Origin of the sequence: Bosea sp. OAE506, assembly GCF_040546595.1 — a bacterium.
GTDB lineage: Bacteria > Pseudomonadota > Alphaproteobacteria > Rhizobiales > Beijerinckiaceae > Allobosea.
On record NZ_JBEPOB010000001.1, the window covers coordinates 862,825 to 881,204 of the forward strand.

16 protein-coding genes are annotated in these 18,380 nt (G+C 68.3%); 4 read left to right on the top strand and 12 right to left on the bottom strand.

The window, feature by feature from the left end:
- Positions 1-23: 23 nt before the first annotated feature.
- The 8 genes from recQ to ABIE41_RS04195 all read right to left on the bottom strand — a co-directional run bounded on the left by recQ (position 24) and on the right by ABIE41_RS04195 (position 10,275).
- Positions 24-1,862, bottom strand: coding sequence for a DNA helicase RecQ (gene recQ, locus ABIE41_RS04160; protein ID WP_192643541.1), 1,839 nt, complete (start codon positions 1,860-1,862; stop codon positions 24-26).
- Between the two features lie 57 nt (positions 1,863-1,919).
- Positions 1,920-3,245 (bottom strand): methyl-accepting chemotaxis protein, encoded by a 1,326-nt coding sequence (locus ABIE41_RS04165; protein WP_192643542.1) that lies wholly within the window; start codon positions 3,243-3,245, stop codon positions 1,920-1,922.
- Between the two features lie 79 nt (positions 3,246-3,324).
- Positions 3,325-4,452 carry a DNA replication/repair protein RecF gene (gene recF / locus ABIE41_RS04170; RefSeq protein ID WP_192643543.1) on the bottom strand — a complete coding sequence of 376 codons (1,128 nt, stop codon included), beginning with the start codon at positions 4,450-4,452 and terminating at the stop codon, positions 3,325-3,327.
- 13 nt (positions 4,453-4,465) lie between these two features.
- Positions 4,466-5,581, bottom strand: a complete 1,116-nt coding sequence (gene dnaN / locus ABIE41_RS04175; protein ID WP_192643544.1) for a DNA polymerase III subunit beta — start codon at positions 5,579-5,581, stop codon at positions 4,466-4,468.
- Between the two features lie 147 nt (positions 5,582-5,728).
- Positions 5,729-7,288, bottom strand: a complete 1,560-nt coding sequence (gene dnaA, locus ABIE41_RS04180; RefSeq protein ID WP_354191763.1) for a chromosomal replication initiator protein DnaA — start codon at positions 7,286-7,288, stop codon at positions 5,729-5,731.
- 760 nt (positions 7,289-8,048) lie between these two features.
- A complete protein-coding gene (gene rpsT / locus ABIE41_RS04185; RefSeq protein ID WP_192643545.1) occupies positions 8,049-8,315 on the bottom strand; it encodes a 30S ribosomal protein S20 in 267 nt (88 codons plus the stop codon).
- Positions 8,316-8,498: 183 nt separating this feature from the next.
- Complete coding sequence (locus tag ABIE41_RS04190) at positions 8,499-9,494, bottom strand: threo-3-hydroxy-L-aspartate ammonia-lyase (RefSeq protein WP_354191764.1); 996 nt, start codon at positions 9,492-9,494, stop codon at positions 8,499-8,501.
- Positions 9,495-9,501: 7 nt separating this feature from the next.
- Positions 9,502-10,275: an enoyl-CoA hydratase gene (locus ABIE41_RS04195; protein ID WP_192643546.1), complete on the bottom strand. Its 774-nt coding sequence runs from the start codon at positions 10,273-10,275 to the stop codon at positions 9,502-9,504.
- A gap of 180 nt (positions 10,276-10,455) precedes the next feature.
- Here ABIE41_RS04195 and ABIE41_RS04200 point away from each other — a divergent pair, with 180 nt between their 5' ends.
- On the top strand, positions 10,456-11,007 hold the full coding sequence (locus tag ABIE41_RS04200) for a lipocalin family protein (protein ID WP_192643547.1): 552 nt from the start codon (positions 10,456-10,458) through the stop codon (positions 11,005-11,007).
- Positions 11,008-11,030: 23 nt separating this feature from the next.
- Here ABIE41_RS04200 and mutM read toward each other — a convergent pair whose 3' ends face one another.
- Positions 11,031-11,930, bottom strand: a complete 900-nt coding sequence (mutM, locus tag ABIE41_RS04205) for a bifunctional DNA-formamidopyrimidine glycosylase/DNA-(apurinic or apyrimidinic site) lyase (RefSeq protein ID WP_192643548.1) — start codon at positions 11,928-11,930, stop codon at positions 11,031-11,033.
- A gap of 62 nt (positions 11,931-11,992) precedes the next feature.
- Between mutM and ubiE the strand changes: the two genes are divergently transcribed.
- Positions 11,993-12,805 carry a bifunctional demethylmenaquinone methyltransferase/2-methoxy-6-polyprenyl-1,4-benzoquinol methylase UbiE gene (gene ubiE / locus ABIE41_RS04210; RefSeq protein WP_192643549.1) on the top strand — a complete coding sequence of 271 codons (813 nt, stop codon included), beginning with the start codon at positions 11,993-11,995 and terminating at the stop codon, positions 12,803-12,805.
- Positions 12,806-12,908: 103 nt separating this feature from the next.
- On the top strand, positions 12,909-14,465 hold the full coding sequence (gene ubiB, locus ABIE41_RS04215) for a 2-polyprenylphenol 6-hydroxylase (RefSeq protein WP_192643550.1): 1,557 nt from the start codon (positions 12,909-12,911) through the stop codon (positions 14,463-14,465).
- A 167-nt stretch (positions 14,466-14,632) separates the two neighbouring features.
- Here the strand turns inward: ubiB and ABIE41_RS04220 are convergent, their stop codons facing one another.
- Together ABIE41_RS04220 and ABIE41_RS04225 are read right to left on the bottom strand one after the other, a co-directional pair.
- A complete protein-coding gene (locus ABIE41_RS04220) occupies positions 14,633-15,064 on the bottom strand; it encodes a VOC family protein (protein ID WP_192643551.1) in 432 nt (143 codons plus the stop codon).
- Positions 15,065-15,093: 29 nt separating this feature from the next.
- Complete coding sequence (locus tag ABIE41_RS04225) at positions 15,094-15,576, bottom strand: DUF1579 domain-containing protein (RefSeq protein ID WP_192643552.1); 483 nt, start codon at positions 15,574-15,576, stop codon at positions 15,094-15,096.
- A gap of 167 nt (positions 15,577-15,743) precedes the next feature.
- Here ABIE41_RS04225 and ABIE41_RS04230 point away from each other — a divergent pair, with 167 nt between their 5' ends.
- The gene (locus tag ABIE41_RS04230; RefSeq protein WP_192643553.1) at positions 15,744-17,198 is read left to right on the top strand and encodes an AMP nucleosidase; all 1,455 of its coding nucleotides are present in this window, start codon (positions 15,744-15,746) and stop codon (positions 17,196-17,198) included.
- A gap of 140 nt (positions 17,199-17,338) precedes the next feature.
- Here ABIE41_RS04230 and ABIE41_RS04235 read toward each other — a convergent pair whose 3' ends face one another.
- Positions 17,339-18,271, bottom strand: a complete 933-nt coding sequence (locus ABIE41_RS04235) for an aldo/keto reductase (RefSeq protein ID WP_192643554.1) — start codon at positions 18,269-18,271, stop codon at positions 17,339-17,341.
- Positions 18,272-18,380 lie beyond the last annotated feature (109 nt).

Consider the following 18,380-nt stretch of genomic DNA (forward strand, 5'->3'; position numbering starts at 1 on the left):
GTACACGCGTAGGGGTGGCCGGATCAACCCGGGAAACGCGAGATCGCCTCCAAGAAGGCCTCGCCGTACTGCGTCAGCTTGCGCTCGCCCACGCCCTCGATCGCGCGCATCTCCTCGAGACCCGCCGGCCGGGCGCGCGCCATCGCGATCAGCGTGCGGTCGGTGAAGATGATGTAGGCCGCGACGCCCTCCTCGCGGGCGAGCGACAGGCGCAGCTGGCGCAGATGCTCGAACAGCCCGGCGGTGCCCTCATCGAGTCCATCGGCGCGGGCCTGCTCGCGTCCGCTGCGCCGGCTGACGCGCTCGGAGAAGGGATCGGCCCGCAGCGCGATCGGCTCGCGGCCGAACAGGATGTCCTCGCCCTTGCCGGTCAGGCAGAAGCCGCCATGCTCGACGCTCGCCTCGGCCAGCGCGCCGGCGGCGAAGAGCTTGCGGGTCAGCGCGGTCCAGGCGCTCTTGGGCTTGTCCTGGCCGACGCCGAAGGTCTTGAGCCCGTCATGGTTCTGGCGGCGGATCGCCTCCGTCGCCGTGCCGGTCAGGATATCCGCGAGATGGGCAGCGCCGAATCGCTGGCCGGAGCGCGCGACCGCCGACAGGAGCTTGCGGGCATCCAGCGTCGCATCCGTGAGTTCGGGCGCCTCCGCGGCGCAGAGATCGCAGCGGATCGGCGCCTTCGCGTGGCGGCAACTCGGCGTTTCCTCGCCGAAATAGGAGAGCAGCGCGCTGCGCCGGCAGAGCGCCGATTCGCAAAGGTCGATCATGGCGTTGAGGCGCTTGTGCTCGATGCGGCGGCGCTCGTCGTCGATCGCCTTCTCGTCGATCTGGCGGCGGCGCAGCGCCATGTCGTCGACGCCGTAGAGCGTCAGCGTGTCGGCGTTGAGCCCGTCGCGTCCGGCGCGGCCGATCTCCTGGTAATAGCTCTCGATCGAGCCGGGCATGTCGGCATGGACGACGAACCGGACATCGGGTTTGTTGATGCCCATGCCGAAGGCGATCGTGGCGCAGACGACGACGCCGTCCTCCTGCAGGAAGATGTCCTGGTTGCGGTTGCGCTGCTCCTGCTCCATCCCGGCATGGTAGGCGAGCGCATTCCAGCCCTTCTCGCGCAAACCTTCGGCGAGCCGCTCGGTGCGGCTGCGCGAGGAGCAGTAGACGATGCCCGAGCCGCCGCGATGGCTGCGCAGGAAGGCGTCGATCTGGCGGCGCGGCTGGTCCTTGGGCGCGAAGGCGAGCTTGAGATTCGGCCGGTCGAAGGAGTGCACCACCAGATGCGGCGGCCGCGGGAAGAGCTGCTGGGCGATGTCCTCGCGGGTCTGGCGGTCGGCCGTGGCGGTCAGCGCCGTCACCGGCACGCCGCCCAGCGCCTCGCGGGTCTTGGCGAGCAGCCGGTATTCGGGGCGGAAGTCGTGACCCCATTGCGAGACGCAATGGGCCTCGTCGATGGCCAGCCGTGTCACCCCGAGGTGGCGCAGCCGGCCGACAAGCCCCTCACCGGCCAAGCGCTCCGGCGAGACGAAGAGCAGGCGCAGTTCCCCCGCATTCAGCTTGTCCCAGGCCTCGGCGGCCTCGGTCTCGCTGTTCATGGAGTTGAGCGAGGCGGCGGCGACGCCCGCCCGCGTCAATTGCCCGACCTGATCGCGCATCAGCGCGATCAGCGGCGAGACGACCAGCGTCAGACCGCCGGCCACCAGCGCGGGCAGCTGATAGCACATCGACTTGCCCGAGCCCGTCGGCATCACCGCGAAGACGTCGCGTCCGGCGAGCGCGGCCTCGATCACCTCCCATTGGCCGGGACGGAAATCGTCATAGCCGAAGACGGATTTCAGGATCGCGCGGGCGTCTGATTCGCGGGAGGGCGACATGGGGGAGGGTGTGCCCGAGGCGCGCGGCGATGACCAGTCCCGCGATGGCAGGCCGGCTCAGACCGCGTCGCGGATCACGGCCGCGCTCCGCTCGGCCCGCGCCTCGGCGATTTCACCGAGGAACCCGCCAATCGAGCGTTCCAGCTCCTGCGCACGCCCCAGGGCCGCCTTGACGCGCTCGTCGGTCTGGTTTGCCAGCACCGCGGCCTCGCCCGCCAGCCCCTCGACCAGCGCCGCGTGGCGCGCGATGGCATCGACGCCAAGCGATGAGGTTTCGGCCTGCGCCGCGACGCGCTCGATGCGACCCTGCTGGTCGGCCGTCGAGGTCGCGACGAGACGAGCGCTCGCCTGCATGGCGAGAACCGTCTGGCCGAGCCGGCCAACGGCATCGTCGATCGCCTGGCTCGCCATAACGACCTCCTCGATGCCCTGGCGGATGGTCTCTGTCGCCTGGTTGGTCGCGGTGGCCAGCGATTTCACCTCGGCGGCGACCACGGCGAAACCGCGGCCCGCCTCGCCGGCGCGGGCAGCCTCGATCGTGGCGTTGAGGGCGAGCAGATTGGTCTGCGCTGCGAGGCTGCGGATCAGCTCGACGACATGGCCGATGCGGCTGTTGGCCTGGCGCAGCATCGCGACGTTGCCGGCGATGCCCTCGCACCCCGCCCCGGCCTCGTCGGCCGCCCGGCTGGACTGCGCGGTTTCGGCGGAGATGTCGGCGCAGGAGGCGCCGAAATTGCGGGTCGCAGCGACGATCTCCATCACCGAGGCCGCCACCTGCTCGGGCCGCCGCTGCGTTTCCGCCACCGCCTGCAGGGTCTGGGCGGCCTTGGCCGACATTTGCGTCGAAAAGCCCGAGACGTCGCCGAGGCTGAGTTCGATAGCGGAGATGCGCTCGGCGATGCCATCCCGGAAGGCCTGCTCGACCTGGCGGATGCGGTCGGCCGTGCGGGCCTCGATCGCCCCGTCGAACTGGGCGATCGAATAGCTCATATCGGTCAGCATCAGCTTGGCGAAGACCTGCAGGGCGGTGTCGACCTTGCCCCAGCGGCGTTTCCACTTCGCGACGATGACGGGCAGGAAATGCGAGAAGTCAGCCAGGAAGAACAGCGGGTAATCCGACAGGTCGATGCCGTTGCGGTTGGCGCGGGCCACGATGCGCCGCTTGGCGGCGACGTATTCCTCGCCGAAATCCAGGCCGAAGAGCAGGCGATATTTGGTCAGCTCGTTCTGCCGAAGCTCGAGGTCGCGCTCGCGCTTGTCGAGGCCGACCTCGATGCCCTGGAGCTGGTCGATCGACGCGCCGAAATGCGGGGAGAGCACGGCCAGCAAGCGGCTCGCGATCTCCTTCTCCGTCGCCGAGAACATGGTCCGCGAAGGCTGCATGGCGCCGGGTTCTGCCATGAATTGGTTAACCGACGATCAACCATGACGAATCGGGCGCGAGACCGCGGCGGTCCACAGCTCAGGCGAGAGGCTCGACCCGGCCCGGCGCGACGGCAAGACGCTGGGAGCCCGCCGGCAGATCGGTAAAGAGCGCCGCGTCGGCGCCGGTCATCCAGACCTGGCAGCCCAGCGCCGTCAGGCCCTCATAAAGCGCCGCCCGGCGGCGCGGATCGAGATGGGCGGCGATCTCGTCGAGCAGCACGAGCGGCTCGAGCCCGCTCATCGCTGCGACGAGGCGGGCGTGGGCGAGGACGAGCCCGATCAGCAGCGCCTTCTGTTCGCCGGTCGAGCCCTGCCCGGCGGGAATGTCCTTGGGGCCGTGTCGCACTTCGAGATCGGAGGCCTGCGGGCCGGTGAGCGTCCGCCCCGCCGCCCGGTCGCGGGCCCGACCCTGACGCAGCAAGGCGCGGTAGCCGTCCTCGGCGTCGAGCGCGGCGTGTCGCGCGACCAGAAGATCGATCTCGCCTGCGAGCGCGAGCTGGGCATGGGGGAAGGGCGAGGCTTCGTCGCGGGTCTCGGCGATGATGGCCGAGAGCCTCGCCACCGTCTCGGCACGGGCTGCGGCCACCGCGACGCCGAGCTCGGCGATCTCGCGCTCGACCGCATCCAGCCACTGGCCCTGATGCGGGCTCTCCTCGAGGATGCGGTTGCGCGAGCGCAGCGCCCGTTCGAGCGCGTTCGAGCGGGTCGCATGGGCGGGATCAACCGCCAGAACCAGCCGGTCGAGAAAGCGCCGACGGTCCCCGGCCGCACCCCGGAACAGCCCGTCGAGATCCGGCGTCAGCCAGACGACGCGCAGATGCTCGCTGAAGGCGAGCGCCGAACCGGCGGTTGCGCCGTCGATGCGGGCGAGCCGCGCGCGCTTGCCCTCGGCATCGGCCGGCCCCAGCCCCACGCCAAGCCTCGCGCCATCATCGGCAAGCGCGATCGAGACGGCGAAGGCGCCGTCGCCCTCCTGGCGCGCCATGTCCGCGAGATCGGCCCGGCGCAGGCCGCGACCGGGCGCGAATAGCGAGAGCGCCTCGAGGATATTGGTCTTGCCGGCGCCGTTTTCGCCGCAGAGCGCAATGATTTGGCCCCCGACCGCGAGATCGAGGGCCTGATAGGAGCGGAAATCCTGCAGGATCAGGCGCGCGACGGCGGCCACGGCGGGATGACGCCTAGACGCGCATCGGCATCAGCACATAGAGCGCGGAAGCCCCCTCGCGATCCTGGATGACCGTCGGCGAGCCGGGATCGGCAAGCTTGAGCAGGGCGGTGTCGCCGTCAAGCTGGGCCGCGATATCCATCAGATAGCGCGCGTTGAAGCCGATATCGAGCGGGCTCGCATCGTAGTCGACCTCGATCTCCTCGGTCGCCGAGCCGGAATCGGGGTTGGTGACGGAGAGCGTCATCCGGCCATCGGCCATGGAAAGCTTCACGGCCCGGCCGCGCTCCGACGAGATCGTCGAGACACGATCGACGGAAGCCGCGAAATCGCCCTTGTCGACGGTCAGGCGCTTGTCGTTGCCGCTCGGGATGACGCGCTGATAGTCCGGGAAGGTGCCGTCGATCAGCTTCGAGGTCAGCACCACGGCGGCGGTGGCGACGCGGATCTTGGTGGCGGAGAGCTCGATCGTGACCTCGCTCTCGCCATCCTCCAGCAGCTTCTGGATCTCGGCGACGGCCTTGCGCGGCACGATCACGCCCGGCATGCCGACCGAGCCCTGCGGCGCGGCGGTGTCGACACGGGCGAGGCGGTGACCGTCGGTCGCGACCGCGCGCAGCATCGGGCGGCCATCGACGTCGATGGTGTGGAGATAGATGCCGTTGAGATAATAGCGCGTCTCCTCGGTGGAGATCGCGAACTGGGTCTTGTCGATCAGGCGCTTGAGTTCGCCGGCCGGCAGCTTGAAGCCATGAGCCATCTCGCCGGCGGTGATGTCGGGGAAATCGCTCTCGGGCAGGGTCTGGAGCTGGAAGCGCGAACGGCCCGAGCGCAGCACCAGCCCGGTCTCGCCGGTGGTCTCGAGCGAGACCTGGGCGCCGTCGGGCAGCTTGCGGACGATGTCGTAGAGGGTGTGGGCCGGAACCGTGGTCGCGCCAGGCTCGGGCACATCGGCCGCGACCGTCTCCACCACCTCGATGTCGAGATCGGTCGCCTTGAGCTTCAGCCCCGCCTCGGTGCCGCTGAGCAGCAGGTTCGAGAGGATCGGGATCGTGTTGCGGCGCTCCACGACGCGGTGCACATGGCCCAGCGACTTGAGCAGGGTGGAGCGTTCGACAGTGACCTTCATCTTCAAGTCTTCTGGCGTCTCTGCGCCCGCAACGAAAACGCGGGCCTCATGAATGGCCCGCGACATTGCCGGAGGGCAGAGCGGGGCGCAAGGGCGCCACGCCGGCAAACACAACCAAAATGCCGCGCTGCGAAAACGCCGCCCGCCTCACTCCTGCAGCATGCGCTTCAGGAGATCGACCTCGTCATGGAGCGTGCGGTCCTCGGCGATGGCCTTCTCGATCTTGCGCACCGCATGCAGCACCGTGGTGTGGTCGCGCCCGCCGAAGCGCCGGCCGATCTCCGGCAGCGAGCGCGGGGTCAGCGCCTTGGCCAGATACATCGCGATCTGGCGCGGCTTGACCACGGCCGCCGTGCGCCGCTCCGAGAGGATGTCGGCGCGGCTGACATTGTAGCGGGTCGCGACGAGCTTCTGGATGTCCTCGATCTTGACGCGGCGCGGCTCGCGGGTGCGCACCAGATCGCGGATAGCGGCCTCCGCCGTCTCCAGCGAGACGGGCTGGCCCGACAGCGTCGCATGGGCGAGCAGCCGGTTGGCGGCGCCATCGAGATCGCGGCCATTGGTGGCGACGACGCGGGCGACATAGGCGACCACGTCCGGATGGACCTGGAAGTTGGGATGGGCCGCCTGCAGCGCGTCCAGCCGGTTCCCGAGGATCTTGGCGCGCAGCGCCTCGTCGAGATCGCCGACCTCGACGACGAGCCCGCCGCCGAGCCGCGAGCGGATGCGCTCGTCCAGCGCCTCCAAATCATTCGCCATCCGGTCGCCGGCGACGACGATCTGCTTGCCGGCGTCGATCAGCGCATTGATCGTGTGGCCGAACTCCTGCTGGATCGACTTGCCCTGGATGAACTGGACGTCGTCGACTACGAGCAGGTCGATGCCGCGCAGCTTCTCCTTGAAGGCGAGTGCCGTCTGGGACTTCAGCGCCGCGACGAAGCCGTACATGAAGCGGTCGGCGGTGAAATAGGCGACGCGCTTGCCCTGGCTGCGAGCCTCCTGGGCGATCGCCTGGAGCAGATGCGTCTTGCCGAGCCCGACACCGGCATGGATGTAGAGCGGATTGTAGGGGCTGCTGCCGGCCGGCGCCGCGGCGATCCGCTCCGCCGCCGCGAAGGCGAGCTGGTTCGACTTGCCGACGATGAAGGCCTGGAAGTTCATGCGCCGGTCGAGCACCGTGCCGCAGGCATCGACGAGATCGCGCTCGGCGGCCTCGATCGGGGCGGAGCCGGCGGGAGCGGGCTTGGGCTCGGCGGCGGGGGCCGCAGCCGGCTGGCGGCCACGCAGCGGCACGATCTCGGCCGGCGGCTGCGTCAGGTCGCGGGAGACCGGGCGCACCGACAGCATGATGCCGTTCAAGCCCTGGAGCTCGGCCATGCAGTTGACCCGCAGCCGCTCGGCGTAATGCGCCTCGAGCCAGCTCTTCAGGAACCGCGTCGGGACGGTGAGATAGGCGACGCCGTCGACGATGTTGCCGAGCTCGACGCGTGCGAACCAGCTCGAGAACACGTCCTCGCCGAGTTCCGCCCGCAGACGCCGCCGCACCCGGTCCCAGGCCTCAGACGCATTCGCCAGCACGGTCACCGTCTCCCGCTCCACGGAGCGGGCCTGCTCGGCCGGAACCACCACGCTCAACGCCGACACAACCTCCACCGTTTCGTCCATCCGCCGCCGCTCGAACATCGTCTGCCCCATTTCTTCAGTCATGCACGCGCCTGACCCGGCCGCCACGAAGGCGGGCCGGACCGGAGCTGTTCTTTCCGGTCATGGCTCAGGGTTCCCGCAAACGTGACCGTCTGCCGGCTTCCCCCGATCCAATCTGATCGATTACGCTTTCAAGGCTCGTCGCAGGACGAAACCGCACTTCATCTCAATCTAGGAAGACAAAGAGCCGCATCCTCCAACCTCCGGGTCGCGAGCCAAAAAGCGTTTATCTTGTGGAAACACCGGGTGGCCATCGCTGTCCGTCCGGCGTTGAAAATGACCTTACAGGGCGCCCTCGAAGGCCTGCAATACGCCGTTTTCGGGATGCCTCAGAGTCACCCCCAGAAGCCCCCCCGATGACGGACCGGCAGCCGGCTCGCAATTGGTTGGGGAACTTAAGATTTTCTTCATGAAGGGCCGTCCGGCAGGGCCCCGAATCTTTTTTTTCGGCGCCCGCGGAGAGGCGCCCCGGAGTCGCCGGGATTCCCGGAGGCCCGATGCTTTGCCCGCTAACATCCTGAAAATTCAGGGCTTTCCCTGCGCGGTCAAAGGGGGTGGTCAGGCCGATTTCGCGCCCTTAAAGGGCAGATGGAGTCAAGCCCGTAAAGCGTCGGAAACGTTGCGGAATCGCGTCGTCTGACGGGCGATCTCGACGATCTTTTCGGTGTTGCGAGGATGCAACAAGAAGGGCTGAACGCATGAAAAAAGCCCGGCGCGCGGCCGGGCTTTTCAGGGTCGTCGATGAGGGGCCGAACGGCCGCGCTCAGGAGGCGATGGCGCCGATCCGGTGAGCCAGGCGCGAGACCTTCCGCGAGGCGGTGTTCTTGTGGACGATGCCCTTCTGGGCGGCCCGCATGATCTCCGGCTGGGCGGCCTTCAGAGCCTCGGCAGCGGCGCTCTTGTCGCCGGAGGCGATCGCCTCCTCGACCTTGCGCAGGAAGGTGCGCATCCGCGAGCGGCGCGCCTTGTTGACCTCGGTGCGGCGCTCGATCTTGCGCGTCGCCTTTTTGGCCGACGTCGTATTGGCCATCGGATACGTCCTCGTCTTCTGCATCGCGACCGGGCGCCTGGCATGATGCCGGCGGAACACGATCGCTACCGTGATGGAAATCCGCGAGCGATGGCCGGTGCTTGCGCAGGCCGTCGCGAGTGGGAGGCGTATAGTCGCAAGCTGGCGCGGCGTCAACGCGGAATTGCTGTGGAGCCAGCGATTTCAGGCGCCCGCTGCCAGGAAGCGCGCATAGCTGCCCAGATCGACATTGCCGCCGCTGATGATGACGCCGACGCGCTGGCCCGCGACCGGCACGGCACCGGTAAAAGCCGCCGCGGCGGCGAGACAGCCGGTGGGCTCGACGACGAGTTTCATCCGCTCGGCGAAGAAGCGCATCGCATCGACCAGCGCCGCGTCGCTGACGGTGACGATGTCCTCGACCAGCGCCTGGATGATCGGGAAGGTGTAATCGCCCAGGAACGGGGTCTGGGCGCCGTCGGCGATCGTCTTGGGCACGTCGATGCGGACGATCTTGCCCGAGCGCAGCGATTGCTGGCCGTCATTGCCGGCCTCCGGCTCGACGCCAAAGATGCGGCAAGTCGGGTTCAACGCCTTGGCCGCGAGCGCGCAGCCGGCGAGCAGGCCGCCGCCGCCCAGGCAGACCAGCAGCATGTCGAGGGGGCCCGCATCCTCGATCAGCTCCTTGGCCGCCGTGCCCTGCCCGGCGATGACGTCGGGATGGTCGTAGGGCGGGATCAGCGAGAGGCCGCGCGCCTGCGCCAGCTCGCGGCCGATGGCGAGGCGATCCTGGGTGTAGCGGTCATAGGTCACCACCTCGGCGCCATAGCCGCGGGTGGCGGCGACCTTCGCCGCGGGCGCATCGAGCGGCATGATGATCGTCGTGGGCACGCCGAGCAGGCGGCCGGCATAGGCGATCGCCTGGGCATGGTTGCCGGAGGAGAAGGTCACGACGCCGGCCTTCTTCTGCTCCGGCGAGAGCGCCGCGATGGCGTTGTAGCCGCCACGGAACTTGAAGGCGCCCATGCGCTGCAGGTTCTCGGGCTTGAAGACGATATTGGCGCCGGTGCGCTCATTGGCGGTGCGCGAGGTCAGGGCCGGCGTGTGATGGGCGACGCCCTTGAGCCGCGCGGCGGCCGTCTCGACATCGGCGTATCCCGGCAGGACGAGGCCGTCCGGGCTCTTGATCATCAGGGTCATGGCGGTCTCAGCTGTTCTTGAAGGCGGGTTTGCGCTTCTCGGCGAAGGCGGCCATGCCTTCCTTTTGGTCATGGGTGGCGAAGAGCGAGGAGAAGAGCCGGCGCTCGAAGCGCACGCCCTCCGCCAGCGTCACCTCGAAGGCGCGGTTGACCGTCTCCTTGACCATCAGCGCGGAGGGCAGCGACTTGGCGGCGATCGCGTCCGCGGCCTTCATGACCTCGGTCATCAGATCAGCGAGCGGCACGATGCGGGCGACCAGCCCGGCGCGTTCGGCCTCGGCCGCATCCATCATCCGGCCGGTGAGGCAGAGATCCATCGCCTTGGCCTTGCCGACCGCGCGCGTCAGCCGCTGGGTTCCGCCGGCGCCGGGGATCACGCCGAGATTGATCTCGGGCTGTCCGAATTTGGCGTTGTCGGCGGCAATGATGAAATCGCACATCATGGCAAGTTCGCAGCCGCCGCCCAGCGCGAAGCCCGCGACCGCGGCGATGATGGGCTTGCGGCGCTGGCCGATGCGGTCCCAATCGGCGAATTTGTCGTCGAGATAGGTCTCAGGGTAGGTCCGGTCCTGCATCTCCTTGATGTCGGCGCCGGCGGCGAAGGCCTTCTCCGAGCCGGTCAGGACGATGCAGCCGATGCCGGGGTCGCGCTCGAAGCCGTCGAGCGCCGTGTTGATCTCGGCGATGAGCTGGCCGTTCAGCGCATTCAGCGCCTGCGGGCGGTTGAGCGTGACGAGCCCGACCTTGCCCTTCGTTTCGACGAGAATGGTCTCGTAAGCCATGGCGCCCTCCCGGATCTGCTTTGCGGGGACAAGGTTTAGCGGGCGGGCCGGCCGCGGTCCATGCGCGCGGGCGCAAGGCGGGCTGTGCCGCCACGGGGAGGTGCCGCGGGCCTGAATGGATCCGGCAGGGGGGCGAGCGCGTAGTGTGGAGACACATGCAACCCGCCGGAGGATTTCCTGATGCGCGCCCCGATCATCGCTTTCCTCGCCGGGCTCCTGCTCGCCGGCTGTGCCTCGGCCGGGCTCCAGAGCAGCAATGCGCCGCAGCCCGCCAAGCCGGTCGCGGTCGAGCGGCTGTATACCGGGCTCTGGCATGAATTCGCCCGGCGGCCGATGGCGATCACCGATGGCTGCGTCGCCGGTGCCACCGAATACAAGCGCGGTGAGGGCGGCCGGATCGAGGTCCTGGATTCCTGCCGGATGGGCACGCCCTCGGGCGAACTCAAGACGATCGGCGGACCGGGCGAGATCCTCGACCCCGGCACCAATGCGAAGCTGCGCGTGACCTACACGGTCTTCGGCGTCGTGCCGGTGGTGCGCGACTACTGGATCCTCGACCGCGCCGCCGACTACAGCTGGTTCATCTCGGCCGATCCGACCTTCACCGACCTCTACATCTTCGTGCGCGATCCGAAGATGAGCCCGGCGCTGCGGCGCCAGCTGGTCCAGCGCGCCGCCGCGCTCGGCTATGACGTGTCGAAGCTTGAATATCCCGAGCTGCCGCGGCGCTGAGGCCGGCCCTGCCCCGCGGCGCTTCAGCGTCGCGGGGTGCGAGGCTGGCAGGTCTCGCAATAGAAGGTCGAACGGCCGGACTGGACAAGACGGCTGACGAGGCTGCCGCAGCCCGGCGCCGTGCAGGGCTCGCCTTCGCGGTCATAAACCTTGAAGCGGTGCTGGAAATAGCCGAGCGAGCCATCGGCATGGGCGAAGTCGCGCAAGGTCGAGCCGCCGGCCGCCACCGCCTCCTCCAGGACCTCGCGGATGATCTGCGCCAGCGCGTGCGCCGCGGGGCGCGGCCGGCCGGTGGGCGTGGCGATTGAGCCGGCCTCGGCCTCGGGATGGAGGCCGGCGCGAAACAGCGCCTCGCAGACATAGATATTGCCCAAACCGGCGACGAGGCGCTGGTCAAGCAGCGCGGCCTTCAGCGGCGCGAATTTGCCCGCGAAAAGCCGCGCCAGCGTCTCGCCGGAGAGTTCGTTGCCGAGCGGCTCGATGCCCATGCCGGCGAAATGCTTGGAGGTGGCGAGCTCGGCGCGCGGCACGAGGTCCATGAAGCCAAAGCGGCGGACATCGTTATAGGTGATGCGCGCGCCGGACCCCATGTGGAAGACGACATGGTCGTGGATGAGATGCCGGCCGATCTCGTTGTAATAGGCGCCCGGTTCGACCGGTGGCGTGCCCGGCGCCTCGACGACGAAGCGTCCGCTCATGCCCAGATGCATGATCAGCGCCTGGCCGTCGTCGAGATCGGCGATCAGATATTTCGCACGGCGCGACAACGCCTCGACGCGCCGGCCGGTGAGGCGGGCGGCAAAGCGGTCGGGCAGCGGAAAGCGTAGATCCGGCCGGTTCTGCTCGACCCGCAGCAGCGTCTCGCCCAGCATGGCCGGCTCCAGCCCGCGCCGGACGGTCTCGACCTCGGGAAGCTCGGGCATCTCACATTCTCTCCGGTCGGCCTGCGTCGAGAGGGGCCGCGACAAGCCCCGCTCGTTTGGCTATGCATCGCCCCAGGCAAAGACAAGACAGATTGCACAGGATCGGACCGATCGTGACAGCAGCTTCCGACACCACCCATTTCGGTTTCGAGACCGTGCCGCTGGCCGAGAAGCAGGCCAAGGTCGACGACGTCTTCCACAAGGTCGCCGGCCGCTACGATCTGATGAACGATCTGATGTCGGCGGGGCTGCACCGGGCCTGGAAGAGTGCGCTGCTGACGGCGATCAACCCGGCGAAGGACCGGCCCTTCCGGCATCTCGACGTGGCCGGCGGTACAGGCGACGTCGCCTTCGCCGTGCTCGAGGCCGGCGGACCGCAAACGCAGGTCACGGTGCTCGACATCAACGCGGAGATGCTGAGCGTCGGGCGCGACCGGGCGGCCAAGCGCTTTCCCGACGACGACCGCATCGCCTTCGTCCAGGGCAATGCCGAGGAGCTCGGCCTGCCCGACAATCATTTCGACGCCTATACGATCGCCTTCGGCATCCGCAACGTGCCGCGCATCGACAAGGCGCTGAGCGAGGCCTACCGCGTTCTCAAGCGCGGCGGGCGCTTCCTCTGCCTCGAATTCAGCCATGTCGACGTGCCGCTGCTCGACAAGGTCTACGAGGCCTATTCCTTCAACGTCATCCCGCCGATGGGGCGGATGGTGACGGGCGAGGCCGAGCCCTACCAGTATCTCGTCGAGTCGATCCGCAAATTCCCGCGGCCCCAGGCCTTCGCCGGCATGATCGAGGCGGCCGGCTTCCGCCGCGCCAAGTTCACGCCAATGACCGGCGGCGTCGTGGCGCTGCATTCGGGCTGGAAGCTGTGAGGAAGCGTTGGGCGTCATGCTCGGGCTTGACCCGAGCATCTCTCGACGAGAGCCTCTTTTGGCAGGAGATGGTCGGGTCAGGCCCGACCATGACGGCTGAGCCATGATCTCCTCGCTCTTCCATCTCGCGCGTACCGCTCGCGTCGGCTTCGTGTTGGCGCGCGAGGGAGCGCTCGCCCTGGTCGATCCCTCCGTGCTGCCGCCGCTGGCGCGCGGGCTGATCCGGCTCGGGCGGCTGATCGAGCGACGCGAGGCCGGCACTTCGGCGACAAGGCTGGCCGCGGCCCTGACCCGACTCGGCCCCTCCTATGTCAAGTTCGGGCAGTTCCTGGCGACACGGCCCGACGTGGTCGGCATGAAGATCGCCTCCGACCTCTCGGCCCTGCAGGACCGGATGCCACCCTTCCCGATGGCGCAGGCGCGCGCCATCATCGAGGCCGCCCATGGCCGGCCGGTCGAGCAGGTCTTCGCCTCCTTCGGCGAGCCGGTGGCCGCCGCCTCAATTGCTCAGGTCCACCGCGCCCGGCTGAACGACGGCCGCGAGGTCGCGGTGAAGGTGCTGCGGCCGGGCATCCGCGACCGGTTCCAGCGCGATCTCGGCGCGATGCGCTTCGGCGCAGAGCTCGCCGAGCGGCGCTCGGCCGAGGCGCGCCGCCTGCGTTTCACCGGCGTGGTCGAGACGCTGGCGCGCTCGGTGACAATGGAGATGGATCTGCGGCTCGAGGCCGCGGCACTCTCCGAATTCGCAGAGAACACCAAGGACGACGCCGATTTCAGGGTGCCGGAGCCCGACTGGCAGCTCACCGCCCGCGAAATGCTGGTCGACGAGTGGATCGACGGGATCCGCCTCTCGGATGTCGAAGCGCTGAAGGCCGCCGGCCATGACCTGCCGGCGCTGGGGCGGATCGTGATCCAGTCCTTCCTGAAGCATGCGATCCGCGACGGCTTCTTCCATGCCGACATGCATCCCGGGAACCTGTTCGTCGATGCGCAGGGCCGGCTGGTTGCGGTCGATGGCGGCATCATGGGGCGCCTCGGCCTGAAGGAGCGGCGCTTCCTCGCCGAGATCCTCCTCGGCTTCATCACCCGCGATTACCGCCGCGTCGCCGAGGTGCATTTCGAGGCCGGCTATGTGCCGGTTCATCACGACGTCGCCGATTTCGCCCAGGCGATCCGCGCCGTCGGCGAGCCGATCCACGACAAGAGCGCCGATCAGATCTCGATGGCGAAGGTGCTGACGCTGCTCTTCGAGATCACCGGCATGTTCGACATGGCGACGCGCACCGAGCTCGTCATGCTGCAGAAGACCATGGTGGTGGTCGAGGGCGTGGCGCGCACGCTCGATCCGCATCTGGACATGTGGAGCACGGCCGAACCGGTGGTGCGCGACTGGATCACGCAGAATCTCGGCCCCCTCGGCAAGCTGGCCGAGGCCGGGCGCGGCGCCAGCTCACTGCTCGACAGCCTGTCGCGCCTGCCGGAGACGGTGACCCGGGCCGAGCGCGTGCTCGGCCAGCTCGAGGACGCCTCGCGCCATGGCTTCTCGCTCGACGAGCGCAGCGTGGCTGCGATCGGCCGGGCCGAAGCCCAGCGCAACCGGTGGGGCAACTGGGCGCTGTGGGTGATCGCCGGCCTGATTGCCTGGGCGGTGCTGGGGTAGGGGTCGAAGCCGTCATGCTCGGGCTTGACCCGAGCATCTCGTGACGAGGATCGTGCCTCAGTCGACAATGCTCCGTCCGGCCTGAGATTCTCGGGTCTGCGCGGAGTTTATCCTTGGGCCGATCGAAGATCGGACCCGAGGGCTCCGCCCGAGAATGACGCACGCGCTCAGCCGCAATTGGCCCTGTCCGCCGGCATCTCGGCGGCGATCATCCAGTTCGTTCCGAAGCGGTCGCGCAGCATGCCGAAGCGGGGCGCCCAGAAGGTCTCCTCCATCGGCATCTGGATGGTCGCACCCTCGGAGAGGGCCGCGAAGATGCGCTCGGCCTCGGCGACCTCGGGGACGTTGACCGACACCGAGACGCTGCGCATCGGCCCGTCGCTGCGCCCGGGCGGGGCGTCGGAGGCCATCAGCATCTGGCCGTCGAGCTCCAGACAGGCATGCATGATCTTGTCCAGCCATTCGGGCGCGACATGCGCCTCTGCCGGCGTGCCGCGATGGTCCATCATCGCGACGATCCTGCCGCCCAAGACGGTCTCATAGACGGTGAAGGCCTCGCGGCAATGGCCTTCAAACATCAGATAGGGGGCGATCTTCATCGGTCTCTCCTTCGAACGGAAGCGGGCGATCACGCTGCGCGGCGGTAATGGGCGGTCATGAACTCGGCCCAGCCGCCGCTCCCGTCGGGCGTGTAGGAGGTCAGCATGCGGTGATCGGGCGCGACGATGGTGATCACGTCGCGATAGGGAATGATGGCGCCGTCGCCCATTACGTTCGGACCTGAACTTTCGAGCGTCAGGACCTTACCGCTCTCGTCGAGAGCCCCGTCATAAATCCACAGATGGGTCATCATCGAGCCGATCCAGCTGCCGACGAATCGGCCTTTCACGGGGTCGAAGCCGAGCGTCAGCAGGGTCTTGCCCGTGCTGCCGTCGGGCATCTCGCCCTCGCCTTCGCAGAGCGTCCAGAGCCCGCCGAGCGAACGCACGGTTTCCCGGCCTTTCGATTTCGATCGCGGCTGGTCGGGGCCCATGGCGCAGTCCATCTCCGAGGTCCATTCGCCGACGAGTTGTTGCAGCCAGTCGTGCTCCTTCTGCGGTTTTGCGAACATGGGCATTTCCTCCTGGTGGCCATTCTCGGGTCGGCCTTAAGTTAACTGATTGGTTTAGTAATTGGTCCCAGCCGTCGAGTCAAGCTGGCGCCCTGTCGGCCTCCGGCAGTTGTCACGCGCGCGGGGCCAAGGCTAAAGCTCGTGCGAACGAAAGGACGCCCCCGCCCATGACGTTCGAGACAGCCGCAAATCCCGCCGCCGCCATCGACCGGCTCGAACGGCTCTATGGCGAGGCGCGGGCCGCGCTGCGCGGCGATCTGCAGCGCTTCTTCGAGACGGGACAGGCGCCGACGCCCGACGAGCGCGCGGCCTATCGCTACCCGCTGCTGCGCGTGACCTATGAGCCGTCGAAACTGCCGACGGCGACCCGGCGCGGCTATGCAAAGTTCGCGGCTCCCGGCGTCTATTCGACCACGATCACGCAGCCGGCCGAGTTCCGCGCCTATCTGCTCGATCAGCTGGTGCCGCTGGTCCAGGAATACGGCGCGACGATCGAGACCGGCAGCAGCGACCAGGAGATACCCTACCCCTATGCGCTCGACGGCGGGAACGAGCTTGGTCGGGGCAAGGTTACGGCGGCCGAGCTGGCAAGGCATTTCCCGACGCCGCTGCTCTCGCTCGTCGGCGACGAGATCGCTGACGGCACCTTCGACATCGTCGAGGGACAGCCGCGTCCGCTCTCGCTGTTCGACGCGGTGCGGGTGGATTATTCGCTGCGCCGGCTGGTGCATTACACCGGCACGGACTGGCGGGCGGTGCAGCCCTGGGTGCTGCTGACCAACTACCACCGCTATGTCGACCAGTTTGTGCGGCTGGGGCTCGCCGAGATCGAGGCCGGCACGGCGCTGGCGCTGGTGACGCCGGGCGGGGTGCGGATCGAGCGCGACGGCGTCGATGTCAGCGCCGCAGAGCGGGTGATGTCGGCGCCCTGGCACCGGTTCCAGATGCCGGCCTATCACCTGCTGCGCGAGAACGGGCAGGGCGTGACGCTGGTCAATATCGGCGTCGGCCCCTCCAACGCCAAGAACATCACCGACCATCTGGCTGTGCTGCGCCCGCATTGCTGGCTGATGGTCGGCCATTGCGGCGGCCTGAGGCAGACGCAGATCATTGGCGACTATGTCCTCGCCCATGCCTATCTGCGCCAGGACGGCATCCTCGACGAGCTGGTGCCGCCGGACGTGCCCGTCCCGGCCCTGGCCGAGGTGCAGGTCGCCCTGCAGGAGGCCGCCGCCGAGGTGACGGGCGAGAAGGGCGACCATCTCAAGAACCGCCTGCGCACCGGAACGGTCGTGACGCAGGACGACCGCAACTGGGAGCTGCGCTGGACCAAGGAGCGGCGCCGGATCAACCTGTCGCGCGCCATCGCGGTCGACATGGAGTCCGGCACGATCGCGGCGCAGGGCTACCGCTTACGCGTGCCCTATGGAACGCTGCTCTGCGTCTCCGACAAGCCGCTGCATGGCGAGATCAAGCTGCCGGGCGCAGCCAACGCCTTCTATGAGCGCGCCGTCAGCGAGCATCTGCGGATCGGGCTCGCGGCGCTGGAGAAACTAAAGAAGGCCGGCTCGACGATCCATTCGCGCAAGCTGCGCAGCTTCGACGAGCCGCCTTTCCGATAGGCCCCCGCGTTTTCCGGAAACCACGGCGTCATCCCGGGCTTGACCCGTGATCCATCGGAGGGCTCCGGATCTTTAGGATGGATCCCGGAGCGGCGCTGCTGCGCTCCTTGTCCGGGATGACGGCGTGGTTCCGAGGAAACCTAGACCGTGATCCGGTCGATCTCGGCGAGCTCGTCTGCCGTCAGCGCCCAGTCGGCCGCCTTCACATTGGCCGCGATCTGCTCGGGCCTGGTGGCGCCGGCGATGACGCTGGAGACGACTGGCTGGGCGGCGAGCCAGGAGAAGGCGAGCTCGACCGGCGTCTTGCCGCGCGCCTCGCAGAAATCGGTCAGCGCCTCGATCTTCGCCCAGTTGGCGTCGCTGAAGATCTGGCCGGCGCGCTCGGGCAGCTTGGTCAGCCGCGCCCCGTCCGGCATCGGCGCATTGCGCCGGTACTTGCCGGTCAGCGCCCCGTTGGCGAGCGGGAAATAGGGCAGCAGGCCCATGCCATAATGCCTGAGTGCGGGGATCAGGTCCTTCTCGGCGCCGCGCTTGAGCAGGCTGTACTCGTCCTGCGCCGAGGCGAAGCCTGCAAGGCGCAGATCGCGTGCGCTCCATTGCGCGTCCGCAACCTGCCAGGCCGGCATGTTGGAGCAGCCGACATAACGGACCTTGCCCTGGGTCACGAGATCCTCGAGCGCGCGCAGCGTCTCGTCGATCGGGGTCAGCGGGTCGGGGGTGTGGAACTGATAGAGGTCGAGCCAGTCGGTCTTCAGCCGCGTCAAGGATTCCTCGACGGCGCTCATGATGTAGCGGCGCGAACCGCCCTGCCCGCCATGGAACATCTTCATGCCGAACTTCGAGGCCAGGACGATGTCCTTGCGGCGGGCGCCCAGCACCTCGCCCAGCACGCGCTCCGAGCCCGCCTTCTCGCCATAGATGTCGGCGGTGTCGAACAGGGTGATGCCGTGCTCGATCGCGGCATCGACCACCTTGCGCGTCGCCTCGTCATCGATGCGCCCACCGAAATTGTTGCAGCCGAGGCCGACGAGCGAAACGCGGAGGCCGGAACGGCCGAGATTGCGGAACTGCATTGGGAGGCTCCCCCTCGAAGAGAGGGTGCAGAGGACCAGAGGCTGGCAGTACCAGCAAGGTCGCTCGTATGCCGTCCCCGCTGCGCCGCACGCAGGGCGGGCACAGCCG